This window comes from Falsihalocynthiibacter arcticus (assembly GCF_000812665.2).
Classification (GTDB): Bacteria; Pseudomonadota; Alphaproteobacteria; order Rhodobacterales; family Rhodobacteraceae; genus Falsihalocynthiibacter; species Falsihalocynthiibacter arcticus.
Map to the genome: position 1 here is coordinate 3,900,950 of NZ_CP014327.1, position 14,044 is coordinate 3,914,993.

General features: G+C 51.7%; 10 protein-coding genes and 3 pseudogenes. 8 read left to right on the forward strand and 5 right to left on the reverse strand.

What is annotated here, in order from left to right; genetic code table 11:
• Positions 1-102: 102 nt before the first annotated feature.
• The 3 genes from groL to RC74_RS22385 form a co-directional block, all read right to left on the reverse strand.
• Complete coding sequence (groL, locus tag RC74_RS19170) at positions 103-1,746, reverse strand: chaperonin GroEL (protein WP_039003726.1); 1,644 nt, start codon at positions 1,744-1,746, stop codon at positions 103-105.
• 44 nt (positions 1,747-1,790) lie between these two features.
• Positions 1,791-2,078 carry a co-chaperone GroES gene (locus RC74_RS19175; RefSeq protein WP_039003725.1) on the reverse strand — a complete coding sequence of 96 codons (288 nt, stop codon included), beginning with the start codon at positions 2,076-2,078 and terminating at the stop codon, positions 1,791-1,793.
• A gap of 233 nt (positions 2,079-2,311) precedes the next feature.
• Positions 2,312-2,458: a hypothetical protein gene (locus RC74_RS22385; RefSeq protein WP_156477526.1), complete on the reverse strand. Its 147-nt coding sequence runs from the start codon at positions 2,456-2,458 to the stop codon at positions 2,312-2,314.
• Positions 2,459-2,639: 181 nt separating this feature from the next.
• Between RC74_RS22385 and RC74_RS19180 the strand changes: the two genes are divergently transcribed.
• From RC74_RS19180 to RC74_RS19185, 3 genes and pseudogenes are all read left to right on the forward strand, one after another.
• Entirely contained in the window at positions 2,640-2,879 is a 240-nt protein-coding gene (locus RC74_RS19180) for a hypothetical protein (protein WP_156477527.1), read from the forward strand.
• A gap of 87 nt (positions 2,880-2,966) precedes the next feature.
• Entirely contained in the window at positions 2,967-3,257 is a 291-nt protein-coding gene (locus RC74_RS22390; protein ID WP_156477528.1) for a site-specific integrase, read from the forward strand.
• A 1,423-nt stretch (positions 3,258-4,680) separates the two neighbouring features.
• Positions 4,681-5,502 (forward strand): annotated as a pseudogene (locus RC74_RS19185) (glycosyltransferase family protein); the annotation flags it as partial.
• On the opposite strand, the gene RC74_RS19190 reads toward RC74_RS19185, so the two are convergent.
• Entirely contained in the window at positions 5,499-7,052 is a 1,554-nt protein-coding gene (locus RC74_RS19190; RefSeq protein ID WP_236939986.1) for an alpha-amylase family glycosyl hydrolase, read from the reverse strand. The pseudogene RC74_RS19185 and the gene RC74_RS19190 overlap by 4 nt on opposite strands.
• A 539-nt stretch (positions 7,053-7,591) precedes the next feature.
• Here RC74_RS19190 and RC74_RS19195 point away from each other — a divergent pair.
• Positions 7,592-8,419 carry a methyltransferase domain-containing protein gene (locus tag RC74_RS19195; protein WP_052275020.1) on the forward strand — a complete coding sequence of 276 codons (828 nt, stop codon included), beginning with the start codon at positions 7,592-7,594 and terminating at the stop codon, positions 8,417-8,419.
• A 283-nt stretch (positions 8,420-8,702) separates the two neighbouring features.
• Here the strand turns inward: RC74_RS19195 and RC74_RS19200 are convergent.
• Positions 8,703-9,865: pseudogene (locus tag RC74_RS19200) on the reverse strand (IS3 family transposase).
• Between the two features lie 69 nt (positions 9,866-9,934).
• Between RC74_RS19200 and RC74_RS23800 the strand changes: the two are divergent.
• The 4 genes and pseudogenes from RC74_RS23800 to RC74_RS19220 all read left to right on the forward strand — a co-directional run.
• Positions 9,935-10,030 (forward strand): annotated as a pseudogene (locus RC74_RS23800) (hypothetical protein); the annotation flags it as partial.
• A 734-nt stretch (positions 10,031-10,764) separates the two neighbouring features.
• Positions 10,765-11,481 (forward strand): SIMPL domain-containing protein, encoded by a 717-nt coding sequence (locus RC74_RS19210; RefSeq protein ID WP_039003805.1) that lies wholly within the window; start codon positions 10,765-10,767, stop codon positions 11,479-11,481.
• A gap of 132 nt (positions 11,482-11,613) precedes the next feature.
• Positions 11,614-13,416, forward strand: coding sequence for a gamma-glutamyltransferase (gene ggt, locus RC74_RS19215; RefSeq protein ID WP_039003806.1), 1,803 nt, complete (start codon positions 11,614-11,616; stop codon positions 13,414-13,416).
• 330 nt (positions 13,417-13,746) lie between these two features.
• Entirely contained in the window at positions 13,747-13,923 is a 177-nt protein-coding gene (locus RC74_RS19220; RefSeq protein ID WP_236939987.1) for a hypothetical protein, read from the forward strand.
• Positions 13,924-14,044: the final 121 nt, after the last annotated feature.

The window sequence follows — 14,044 nt, forward strand, 5'->3', positions numbered from 1 at the left end:
CGCGTTTGTTGCAGAAATGTGCGAGTGAGAACCTGAGTATCAGAGTTAAAGAATAGGCGAGGCCCGCAGATTGATGTCTGCGGGCTGCATTTAAGGTGTCGTTTACATCATGCCGCCCATACCACCCATGTTATTCATATCGGACATACTGTGCCCGCCTGACTTTGCGGGTTTGTCGGCAATCATCGCCTCGGTTGTGATCAAGAGCCCCGCGATAGAAGCGGCATGTTGAAGAGCTATCCGAACGACCTTGGTCGGGTCAATAATACCAGCCTTTAGCATATCGCCGTACTGTTCTGACTGGGCATCATAGCCAAATGACTTGCTGGTGTTCTCAATAATCTTTCCAGCAACGACCGACCCATCAACGCCGGCATTTTCAGCAATTTGGCGCAGGGGTGCTTGTAGCGCTTTGCGAATGATCGCGATACCGGCGGACTGATCTGGATTGTCACCTTTAAGACCTTTCAAGACCTTGCCAGCATGCACCAATGCGACACCACCACCCGGTACAACGCCTTCTTCGACAGCCGCCCGTGTCGCGTTCAATGCGTCGTCGACACGGTCCTTGCGCTCTTTTACTTCAATCTCGGTCACACCGCCGACCTTGATCACTGCGACACCACCCGCGAGTTTGGCGAGGCGCTCTTGCAGCTTTTCCTTGTCGTAGTCGGAGGTCGTTTCTTCGATCTGCGCACGTATCTGAGTAACCCGTGCCGCAATCGCCGCTTTGTCACCTGCCCCGTCGATAACGGTTGTTGCGTCTTTGGTGATAGTGACCTTCTTGGCATCCCCGAGCATGTCCATAGTGACAGTCTCAAGCTTGAGGCCCAATTCGGCAGAAATCACCTGCCCGCCGGTCAGGATAGCAATATCTTCGAGCATTGCTTTGCGACGATCTCCAAAACCGGGTGCTTTGACAGCCGCCACTTTCAATCCGCCGCGAAGCTTGTTCACAACAAGTGTTGCAAGCGCTTCGCCATCAATGTCTTCGGCTATCACCAAAAGCTGTTTGTTTGCTTGAATGACAGCCTCAAGAAGCGGCACCATCGGTGCCAAGGATGACAGTTTTTTCTCATGTAGAAGAACGACGCAATCTTCCAAATCTACCGTCATTTTTGCGGTATCAGTGATGAAATATGGGCTGAGATAACCGCGATCAAACTGCATGCCTTTGACAACTTCGGTCTCTGTTTCCAGGCCTTTGTTCTCTTCGACGGTAATAACGCCTTCATTGCCAACCTTGGCCATCGCATCTGCGATCTGTTGACCTATTGCAGCTTCGCCATTGGCAGAGATAGTGCCGACTTTTGCGATCTCAGCCGTGTCGCCCACGGGGCGTGACATTTTCTTAACCTCAGCAACAACTGCAGCAACAGCTTTGTCGATGCCGCGTTTGAGGTCCATCGGGTTCATCCCCGCCGCAACTGATTTCATGCCTTCCTTGACGATGGCCTGCGCCAGAACCGTCGCAGTGGTCGTGCCGTCACCGGCCTCATCATTGGTGCGAGATGCGACGTCTTTGACGAGTTGCGCGCCCATGTTTTCGAATGGGTCCGACAGTACGATCTCTTTGGCGACCGTGACACCGTCTTTGGTGATGCGTGGCGCGCCGTAGGACTTGTCGAGAACCACGTTGCGGCCCTTGGGACCCAGTGTGACCTTCACAGTGTTAGCGAGAGTATTGATGCCCTTGAGCATGCGGTCACGAGCGTCCGTGCCGAATTTGACGTCTTTTGCAGACATGTCTGTATTCCTAAATGAAAGATGTGTGAAAGGGATAGCCTCGCTCAGGCCATAATGCCGAGAATGTCGCTCTCCTTCATGATCATCAGCTCTTCGCCATCAATCTTAATTTCAGTTCCAGACCACTTGCCGAACAGAATCTTGTCGCCTGCTTTGACGTCCATTGCGATGCGTACGCCAGCGTCGTCTTTTGCTCCGGCACCAACGGAAACGACTTCGCCTTCTTGCGGTTTCTCCTTGGCAGTTTCGGGGATGATTAGGCCGCCCGATGTCTTTTCGTCTTCTTCGATGCGGCGCACCAAAACACGGTCATGTAGGGGGGTAAACAACATGGAAATACTCTTTTTGAAGATTTTCGGGGATGGGTGGCATAGTAAGAGACGTACTGGCACTCGCCACACTTGAGTGCCAGTATCAATGAAGTGGCTATGGTGAGAGGCTACTACAATAGGGCGGAGAACTATATTTTGGACTTATCGTCCCGAAGATCAGGCCCGTTGCAGTTGCCCTCAAAGCACTATTTCACCTTGTTTCCTGCAATTGAAAGTGAGGGTCTGCCAGCGTTTTATTTCGCTGTTGCAGAGACTTCCGGTTTCTCTTGTTTAGGCTTCTTCGCCTCTTTGTTGCTGTTTTTACCTTTAGCCATGGAATGTCCTTCCAGAATGCAGCTATCCGGTGCTGGAATGGCAACGGCTTGACTGCGGTCGTCCACCCATTGCCCTTAGAGGACGCAAAGTCTGCTAACTGCCCTTAATGTCGAGTGCTGCGATTGAAGCTAAGTCTCAAGCCGACCTCTAGCGCAGATGTCGCGAACGTCCCTTACCGAGACTATCTGCTTGAGCGCATTGCCCCCCAACAGTGTCACCCGGTACATCAACGTTGTCAGGGCGGTGGTGAACCATGCTATTCAGGAGCGTGGGATTGCAGCGATCAACCCCTTCCACAACTTGAAGGTTAAAGGCGCAGGACAGCCAGCCAAGGACCGCCTCCCTCTGTCAGCTGAGGAAGCAGAAGGTGGTTCGGCAAGTATGGGCAGCCAAGAGGACCATCAGGCCATCTATCTGACCCTCTGGGGCACAAGAGCACGGGTGAATGAGGTCACAGGGATTGTGGTTGACGACATTGATCTGTAACATCGCAACCTGAGCATCCGACCGAACAGCATCAGAGCGCTAAAAACCGCCTCAAGTGAACGGCTCATCCCCCTGTCATCCAGGGCCGTGGAAGCCCCCACAAACTATGCTCTGGCTAGGGAGGGTGGTAATCCTGTCTTCCCCCGCTACGGTCGCCCCGACGGCAATACAGCCGCATCAGCAGCCATGATGAAGAAACTGCGGAAACAGATCACCGACCCCAAGAAATCCCTGCACAGTCTGCGCCATAAGAAGAAGGATGGCCTGCGCAATGTTGGCTGTCCCGAAGAAATCAGCAAGGTGATCCTTGGTCATAGCAGCCAGGAAGCCGCCGCGCGGCATGGCGTGGCGGATCGCCTAGAGGTTCTTAGAGAGTGAATGGTAAAATCGCACCAATAGGCTTGAGGCGGAGGCAACCGATGTGATGAAACCGGTATTCGAGGAGCGCGTAGGGCTTGTTCCAGAGGTATCGGTTGAGGGCTCCTAAATATCAGCAGGTATCCCTGTTCATTGATAAGTAGGTTTGGTGATCATAGGGCTAATCATCGATGGTTAGATATTATTTATAACTATAAATCATATAGTTAAGAAAATATTACTCGGTGAAAAATGGGGTCCAATAGGATTTCCCATTAGATTAACAATAAGGACTCCCCCGCCTCATATATGGGACCCGTATGGGATCAATGCAGACAATAGCTTCGCGGGTAACTATGGTCTGCTATGCGGACCTAGTTGCCGTTTACGGCATTTGCGCCAATGGCGGCTTCCAGAAAACTAAGCGTTCAACAAACGTCGTTTTTGGAAGGCGTTATTGCTTGAGCAGTGAATGGCTTCTATTACACGTAGACCATGGTGAGAAAAGTCATCTCTGACCTTCAAAGGACTTGCTTTCGTGGTGGCAACAGCAGTAGGTGCCTTATTCTTTCGAGGGCCTAGTTCGTATGACAAAGCGCAATAGATTGGCGAAATAATTAAAAAAGATAGATTTTTATTGGAACTGTAAAGTCTCCGGTCTCTTCGCAATTGCGACGGCTATTTCGCTCGTCATGTGGCACTATCAATGGGTAACAGACGATTTATACCCACAGCTAGTATTGTTTATTTTTGGTCTATTTTTTTTCACTCGGTTTTTTATCCCCGTCATTTTTACTTTTATTTATAAATATACCTCAGGAAGGCTAAAGGCCGGAACGGATCGTCATCCTTTATCTGTGTTTTTCATAATTGACTGGACGTGAAGTGGTACCGGCCCGTGTGGAATGTTGTTCTTCGCTAATGGCCTCAAAAAGTGGCCATTGGGAAATTGAATTGGCGGTCCCGGAAGCATACTCCTTCCACATGGCTAACGCCAATTTGGACACGAACCGGCTATTTGCCGCGCGTTAGATAAACGAATTTAACGCGCGGGAATGCGGACAAAACCTTACGCCCTCAACTCCAATTCGATCGTCAGTACCGTCAGCGGCACTTGGTTTATTCGATTGTAGAGCGGACATTGATGCCTTGTACAGCATCCTGTAAAATGGGCTCTAGGCTGCCATTCGCCGCACATCCCACGAATGACGGCATGGCACTTGGGCATCGCAACCCCTGACAGATTCCCTTGAAAACTTAGCAACATCAAGCTTCTATATAACAACCTAATGGAGATTTATATAGATACTCTCGACCTTTACGCTACTCACCCTAAGAATCACTGCCTTCCAACTTGGCCTCAATTGGGGTCTCAAGACCAAAACCGACAATCGAATAAGTGTACCAAAAATCCTGGTGGGAGCCTTGATTGTATTGGCGGGACTATCTTATCGGCTGTCAGGACAGCGCTGTGATGGCAATCCATGATTGCGACATCCTGACATATACAAACGAATTGCTTGCGCGGCTGATCTATCCGGTGGCCAACGTGAATTTCCCCTATCAACTTGCCAAAGGCCTGTATGCACGCGTCGGACAGGAGCAGTTGAATGGACGTGTATCCCGTTTGCTGGTCAGTCCACTGTTGATTGCCCTCAAGAAAGTTGTCGGAGACCGCGATTACATCGATTACCTGCGCAGCTTTCGCTATCCACTGTCCGGTGAATTCGCCATGCACACAACGATGCTACCCGATCTACGGATACCTTCAGATTGGGGTCTGGAAATCGGTATTCTATCCGAAGCTTGGCGCAATCTGGCCCCACAAGCGGTCTGTCAGGTGGAAATCGCGGATCAATACGATCACAAGCATCAGGTGCTGAGTGAAGATGACGCCAATGCCGGTTTGAGTTGTATGTCTACCGACATTTGCAAAGCGATTTTCCGGAAACTCGCGGCCGATGGCACGGTCTTTACCCCGAATGTCTTCCGTACCCTCAAAGCTACGTACTACCGCTGTGCGCTTGATGTACTGGAATCCTATTATAATGACGCTAAAATGAATGGTCTCAGCATTGACCGCCACAAAGAAGAACGCGCGATCGAGCTTTTTGCGGAAAACATCATGCGTGCTGGCCAATTCTTTTTGGACCACCCGCACGAGACACCGTTTATCCCAACATGGAACCGCATCCACTCGGCTGATCCCAGCTTTCTTGCCGAACTGCGTAGCGCCGTCGCCGCCGATGAAGCGGAATTTGTTTAGATCCGATTGGTAATCCACAGGCATTGGTAAGGGGCGACGGTAACCTCGGAGGCAGTGGCGTCAATTGCGGCGCCACTGAGCAAATCAACCCAGTCCTGATCCTCAATAAGATTGAGCGCTGCTGCGGGAACTGTCACATTGGCATTGCTGACATTATGTAACGCGAAAATGGACTGGCGCCGATCAAGGCTTTGACGCCAGATACCAAACACACGTTCATCGCCCATATTTACGGTGAATTGCGTGGCATTGGGATGAAACGCGGGAATACCCTCAAGCGACATGACGATGGTCTGCGAACAAATAAACCGCGCGTGATGATGCTCATCTGGGCCCGAAAAGGTGTGCGACATGGCGTCATAAAATGTGGTGTTCAACTCATAGGGGCTTTCGCTACCATCGGGCATTGTGCGCATCGAGACCATGCCACCAATGGTTTTGACCGTATCAATGACCTGTTGTTTCTCGTCCTCGGGCAACAACCCTTCGGCGGGGCGCATCCCGATCCCATCATGGCTTGCCGTGAAATTCAAATATGCACAGCCCATGGGAGCTGGCGGCATTCCGCGTTGCCATTGCCATTGCCGTTGCCGTTGCCGTTGCCGTTGCCGTTGCCGTTGCCGTTGCCGTTGCCGTTGCCGTTGCCGTTGCCGTTGCCGTTGCCGTTGCCGAAGATACTGGGCGTTGCCAGACATCATGGCATGCAAAATCAACGGAGGCAGCGGGAAATTGTAAATTGCGTGGGCCTCGTCGTTCTCCCCAAAATAGCTTAGGTTTTCTGCCTTAGGCACATTGGTCTCTGTCAGAAGAATGATCTTCTCTGCCGCTAAGTCACACAGTAACCGCATCAACTTAATCACAGCATGGGTTTGCGGCAAATGGATAGATGGGGAGCCGATTTCTTTCCACAAAAATGCCACAGCATCGAGACGAATAATCTGCACACCGTTGTCCACATGCAGGCGGATGATCCGCAGGAACTCCAGCAAAACCCCGGAGTTGCGGAAATCCAAATCAATCTGGTCATGACTGAAAGTACACCAAACATGGCGCGGGCCTGTGCTTGTCTCAACCTCGCTCAGCAACGGAGTCGTGCGCGGCCGAACCACAGCACGCAGATCGTCCTCGGGCGATGCTTCAAAGAAGAACTTATCATAAGGCGCTTGGCCTTGCCGGTAGGCGTTGAACCAATAGCCTTGGCTCGAAACATGGTTCAACACCAAATCGGACATCAGCGTGAAATCTTGGGCAATACGGTTAATATCAGGCCAGTCCCCAAGCTGCGAATTAACGCTGCGAAAATCCGAAACCGCAAACCCATCATCCGAGGTATAGGGAAAGAAGGGCAAGATATGCACGGCGTTCAGCGTGCCCTTCAAGTAGGTCCCCAAGAAATCAGACAGAAGATCCAGCGGCTTGTGCGCCCCATCCGTGATCGAATTCCCATAGGTTATCAGCAGAGCGTCTTTTTGCGACCAAAGCGTATTTCCAGGAACACGTCCGCGCTGACGCCTCTCGGTGCCTTCAGGCCAGAAGGCATCAATGACCATGCTGGACGGAATAGCGCTATCAATGTCGGGATAAATCTGTCCGAGAAGGTTCGCTATTTTTGGGCCGATTGAACGCGCTGGATCTTTCGTTGAAGCTCAACTCACATTTTTGGGCTGGGTCACTTTTCCTAACATGCCGTGCTCCGCGTCGCTAGATCATGCCGCCCTTGAGACTTAAAAGACGTTGAGAATTTGTATCATCCTGAAAAACTGGCAGTCCGCCGTGGGCACAGCCTATTGTTTAAGCATGACGTTCAAGATCGGTAATCCGGCATCTACGTCGCAGGTCCAGAGTTCTTTTCCGTGATGAAGTCTATTGTAAGGAAAATTTGTGAGCCCATTTTGTCAGTTCGTTAGCGTGGCACGAAAACGGGGCAGGTCCATTACCAGAAAACAGCCGTATTGACTGCTTCGGGTGCAAAATACGACAACCATCGATAAGTATGTTGCGTCGACTCGCGCATGTAGACGAAGATAGGATATATTTTTTGGTGTTCCTCCCTGTTGGCAGACACGCTTCTGAGCATTTTAGGTAATTTATGCCCGACCCATTTGAAGACGTTGATGCGGCCTCTCCCGAGATGATTGAAATCATCGCAGCCGCCTTGGAAACGAGAGCAGAAGATTCGAGTATGCTCCCGGTACTTGACGCATACCTCGATGCTTTGAAAGTGCCAGACGGAGGCCAAATAGTCGATATTGGATCAGGTACCGGCGGTATAGCCCGACGGATTGCAGATCGATTTCCAGCCTGTTCGATTTTAGGAGTAGAGCCTTCCACGGCATTGACAAATAAGGCAAAAGAACTGGCAGGAAATCGACCCAACCTGACGTTTTCAATCGGCAATGGAGCAAACCTCGCTCTTGACGCAGCCTGCGCCGATGTTGTCATCCTGCATACTGTTTTGTCGCATGTACCAGACCCTAAGCCACTTGTCGCTGAGGCAACGCGTATCCTGCAACCTGGTGGCACTCTTGTAATTTGCGACGCTGATTTTTCCAAGGCAATGATGGGGGTCGTTCCAGGCGACCCGTTAGGAAGTTGCGCTGACGCATTTGTTGATGGATCAGTGACCGATGCGTGGATCGTGGGCAAGCTCAAGCCATTGGTTAAGGATTTTGGGCTAACCGTCAAGGATTTCAATATTCTGAACCGCGTTATTACGTCGGGGATGGGCGCATTGGTGTGGGTCCGGATGTCCAGTACGCGCTTGGTTTCATCGGGGGTTATCGGGCAGCCTCTCGCTGACGCATTGGAAGCCGAGTATCTCAGAAGAGCTGAGGCAGGACTACTGTATGGTTTTTTGCCGTTTGTCACTCTTATTGCAATTAAGCCCGAAATATCGCTGGAGAGTGTAATTGACTGAAGTCACAATACGAATGGCCAATACTGATGGCGATGTTGAAATTGCGCGGGCGTTATGCCCAGAGTGGTTGGATTGGCATTGGAATGCAATCCGATGGACCCCGACAAATTCCAATTGATCCTCAATGACATGCTGAAACTGCACGCAAGGCCGCATGGTGGTATCCTCATAACTTCAGTGGAGGGACAACCGGCCGGTTGCGTAATGTACAATGAGGCCTAGATTATCATCGAACGCTGGAGGAAACACTGGAGTGCCCCCATCGGGTGGTCCAGTTTGAATGTTAGTGCATGGTCGGCCTCTGGTCTATCGGCATTATGCTTTCTGGCGCGGGCGGACGGTAGCGCAGCGCGCTATGAGGTCTGACTGTGTTGAAGCGGTGCCGCCAACGCTCGATCAGGATCTGAGCTTCGCGTAACGTATAGAATACCTCGCCGTTAAGCAGCTCGTCGCGGAAGCGGGAATTGAAACTCTCACAGTAGCCGTTTTCCCATGGTGATCCTGGAGCGATGAACGCGGTTTTGGCACCAACGGCCCCAATCCAAGCACGCACCTTCTTGGCGATAAATTCCGCGCCATTGTCCGATCTTATGAACTCGGGCGGGCCTCGAAGGATGAAGAGATCGGTCAAAGCATCGACCACATCCGTTGAATTGAGCCTGCGTTTAACCCTAATCACCAGCGCCTCTCTCGTGAACTCATCAATGATATTCAGCGTGCGAAAGACACGCCCGTCATGAGTGCGATCCTGAACGAAGTCGTAGGACCAAACATGGTTTGGTCGCTCGGCCCGCAATCGCACGCAGGAGCCGTCGTTCAGCCAAAGCCGACCCTTCTTGGGCTGTTTTTGTGGGACTTTAAGCCCCTCCCGTCGCCAAATTCGTTCTACGCGCTTATGATTTACGTGCCAGCCGCTGTTATTCAGCATACCCGTCGTCATTGTCGCTCGGACCAATGGCGCAACAATGACGACCATACGATAGCCGTATCGTCCGAACTCTTTCGTCAGCGCGATAATATCCTCGGTCAATCGCTCTTCATCAGGCAAGCCACATGGCACCTTGCGCTGCGTAGAACGATGTTGGCCGAGTGTGCGGCAGACCCTGCGCTCAGATACGCAGAGGGTTTGCCGCACATGATCAATGCACAAACGGCGACGGGAAGGGCTTAGAGGTTTCCCCGTGCGGCCTCGGTGAGGATCATCTTGTCCAAGGACAGATCTGCCACGACGCGCTTGAGACGTTGGTTTTCAGTCTCAAGCTCCTTCAGCCGTTTGAGTTGATCACGGCTCATGCCCCCATATTCCTTGCGCCAGCGATAGTAAGTCTGAATGGTAACGCCGATTTATCGAACGGCCTCGGAAACTGACTTTCCCTGCCCTTGTAAAACTTCAACCTGCCGAAGCTTCAGCACAATATCTTCCGGCTTTTCTCGTTTTCCAGCCATCGTTTAGTCCTCCTAAAAACGGGATAATCATATCCCAATTGGTGGACCACTTCACTGGGGGCATTCCAACACTACAACACCAAACGACGACACAGTGCATTGGGCTACCGCCCACCAGCGCTAGAGGCCGTCATCCCAGTGGACCAAAGGCCAAGTATGCACTAACTTTCGACCTGGACCACTCAAGTGGGGCTGCTCAAAACGGCTTGCGTAATATGCGACAACCTTCAGCTACGGGAACTCTGACTTCTCGGTGGATTTTGCCCGGTCAAATGCGCTTGAGCGTGCGTGGATGTGTACAGTGCAAGGGGGGCGTTGTGCATCTTATAGCGCTAACCGTCGATGACATCTCACACCAATTAAGCACCCTGGGTCACCAGATGGAGGAAGCTATCGGAAACATCCAACTCCGCGCCATGCACCCCCGAGATCAGGCCAAGCTGTTGTTTCCGAGTAGGGATTTCCATTAAAGCTCCCGTAAGCCAGTACAAAATCTGCCATAACTTGCATAATTCATTCCCTCCATTGTTAGATCAGAATTTGCGTTTTCCACAGCAACAAGAGCGTTCAGAACACGGTGCTGTTGTGTAACTCATTCTGGAGGCAAGCCTTCCCTTCAATTGGGGCGATTTCAAAGTGACATTTACGACTCTATGGCTTGTTTCTCCCAAGTGCGAGAAAGAGCTGGGAGCAGACTGGTTTCAAACCAAGCCAGCTTAGGCCTTGACCTGATCAACGAAGTGATACGCGCTCGGGGCATCCGCACGCACTCCGAAAACCCTTATCGGCATTGCTTGCGACCCACGGAACAGGCTCAAATGAAATATCGCCACCGACCTTTTCAGCAACCACTTTCAACACTATCTCTTTAGAAAGCCACATCACCAAAGGAAAGAAATATGAAGAAGCCATTTATGATTAGCGCAACGTTTTTTGCGCTCGCAATGCCCCTTGCAGCCCTAGCTTCTGAGGATCTCGACATTGATGCCGGCACACTCACCGTGACCGGAGAAGCAATCCAAGTCGTCGAAAATACCGCGGCGCAAGTTACCTTTGGTGTGCAAACCAATGGAGTCACCTCCTCAGAGGTCGTTCAGGCCAATACGGATCTTTTGGCTACCGTCTTTGCAAAGGTGCAAGGTCTTGGGGTAGATATCTCGGACTTCGAAACCGACAACATATCTCTGCGCCAAACCGCAAACCAAGAGACCGGCGCTCTCACTGGATATGAGATGAACAATAGCGTTCATATTTATGTTAGTGACATCAATATCCTGGGCGATGTGATGACTGCTGCGACAAATGCGGGTGTTAACCGCATCGACTCAGTGCAGATGGTGCCTCAAAAAGGGACCGTTGATATGGATAAACTTCGGATCGGAGCCGCAGCGGATGCCATTTCACAAGCGCGCCTTTATACAGAAGCGCTTGGACTTGAAATCATCGGCATCCAGTCAGTAATTGAGCCAAATGACGGAAATTATCCTGTGCCCATGCGCTCCATATTGAAGTCGGACGCCATGGAATCCATGCCCGTCGCTGGAGGAAGTTCGGATTTTTCGTCCCGTCTAAATGTGACTTACTTCGTCAAAATCGCCGACGAACCCAAACTTTAATCTAAACTGAAGAGAGATTATTGATTTAGTTACAGTACGTTACCCTGGTGTGAGGCAAGACCCAAAATATTCTTGCCCCACCCGTCACACGCCACCTATCCTGAGGTATTAATTCACCTTAGGGAGAAAAATATGTTTCAACGAAAATGTTTGATAGCTACCGCGCTAGCAACTTTTATTTCCGGTCAAATCAACGCTCAAACGACTACGGATACGGTTGCTCCTGAGGCGGAGACGGAACTCACAGTCGTCTTTTCGGGGTTAAGCGATGCTGCGGAAGCCGCGATAGCGACGAAGGCCAGCGGCGCCCCTGTTATTGCCGACGATTGGATGATTGCGGCGGCCAATCCTTTGGCCGTCGAGGCGGGTGCCGATGTGTTGCGCGACGGCGGTACTGCCGCTGATGCGTTGATCGCGGTCCAAACGGTTCTGGGATTGGTTGAACCTCAATCCTCGGGTCTTGGTGGCGGTGCTTTTCTTGTTTGGTACGATGCAAAGACGGGCAAACTCACAACACTCGACGGTCGGGAAACCGCACCCACGGCCGTTACGCCAACGGTTTTTCAGGATGAAAACGGCGAACCGCTCAGCTTTTTTGATGCAGTGGTTGGTGGCCTTTCGGTTGGAACACCCGGCACGCCGCGCCTCATGGAAGAAGCACACCGTCGCTGGGGGCGCGCGAATTGGAGTGGTCTTTTCGATGCGGCCATCGACCATGCAATACAAGGGTTTGTTGTCTCCGAACGGATGGCATCCTCCATTGCAGATGACGCCGAACGCCTGGGTCGGTTTGGCCCGACGGCGGATTATTTTGTCCCAAATGGCACCCCCCTTGTAGCCGGAACTACGATCACAAACCAAGCCTATGGCGATGTTCTTCGACAGATTGCTTTGCACGGTGCGGACGTAATGTATAGCGGCCCGATTGCAGAGGATATCGTGGAGGCCGTGCGTAATGCTGACGGTAACCCTGGATTGCTCGCCATGAGTGACCTCGAGGATTATCGTGTGATTGAGAGGCCAGCGGTCTGTGTTGCGTATCGCCAAAAGGATGTCTGCGGCATGGGGCCGCCCTCCTCTGGCGCGCTGACGGTTGGGCAAATTCTCGGCATGGCCGGACAATTCGATTTGCCAGCGCTTGGAGCGGAAAACCCCGAAAGTTGGCGCATTATTGGCGACGCCTCGCGCCTCGCCTTTGCAGATCGGGGCCGTTACATGGCCGACAGCGATTTTGTTCCAATGCCGACAAAAGGTTTAGCTGACCCATTCTATATTGAGGGGCGCGCCAACCAGATTGAAGCCACGGATAAAGCGCTGGAAACGGTTGCCCCTGGAGAGCCGGCGTGGGACCACGCCATGCTCTTGGCGGACGACCAATCCATTGAACTGCCCTCCACGAGCCATATCTCAATCGTTGACAGCTATGGAAATGCGCTTTCGATGACCACAACGATTGAAAACGGCTTTGGCAGTCGCCTCTTTGTGCGCGGCTTCCTTCTGAACAATGAGCTGACGGATTTCAGCTTCCGAACCCATTCAGATGGGTTTCCGATCGCCAATCGGATCGAACCGGGAAAGCGCCCAAGATCATCTATGGCGCCAACAATTGTCATGGAAAACGGCACGCCTGTCCTCGTTATCGGAAGTCCGGGCGGCAGCCGCATCATCGGTTACGTCGCGCAAGCGATCATCGCGCATGTGGATTGGGGCATGGATGTGCAACAAGCCGTTTCTATGCCTCATTTGGTGAATCGCTTTGGCACCTATGATGTAGAAGAAGGCACCAGTGCCGTGGCACTTGTGGAACCGCTCACCTCCCTTGGCTTTGAAGTCGAAACCCGCGGACTGAACTCAGGACTACACGCGATTTCCATAGGTGATCAGCTGAAGGGTGGCGCAGATCCGCGCCGCGAAGGTATCGCACTCGGAGAATAGGTAAATGCGCTGGCGTGGTCGATTGAACTGCGCCAGTTTCCACCGCGTGACACCTTATTTATTTCCATCAAGGGTTGCAGTACATCTTGCAAGTTTTCCGGACCCGATTGAGCGCACCAGCTTTGAAGAAACCGCACTGACCCCGAATTCATTCAATCGCTGATTTACGACCAAACCTGCGGTGCAAAATAGAAAAAATTGACCCTGCGGATGATCGCTGCCACTGGATAGTGGCAGGCGCAAAGTCAGAATACTTAGAGATGCAAGGTATCGCAAATTCTAAATCTGTTCACATTCCGTGACCTGCGAAATTTGGTCATATGGTTTTTGGTGATCGCCGTCATCGTTGCCCTGTATGCTGATGAAACTGATCCTCTGCCATTAAATATTTCTATCAGACTTCTTATTGCCGCAGGCATAGTCACCTTTTTGAACATTCCATTGGTTAAGGCGATTGGGCGAGTTTACCTGAACACCACTCCGGATGACGGTGATCTGGAAGACTAAATCAACCAGGCATGTCGATCGCACCTAAAACTGCCCGCTAATATTCGAGCAACGCGATCCGCGGACCAAACCGCCGCACACCTGCAATGAACCTTCTGGTATCAATAGAGTCCAGCACTCA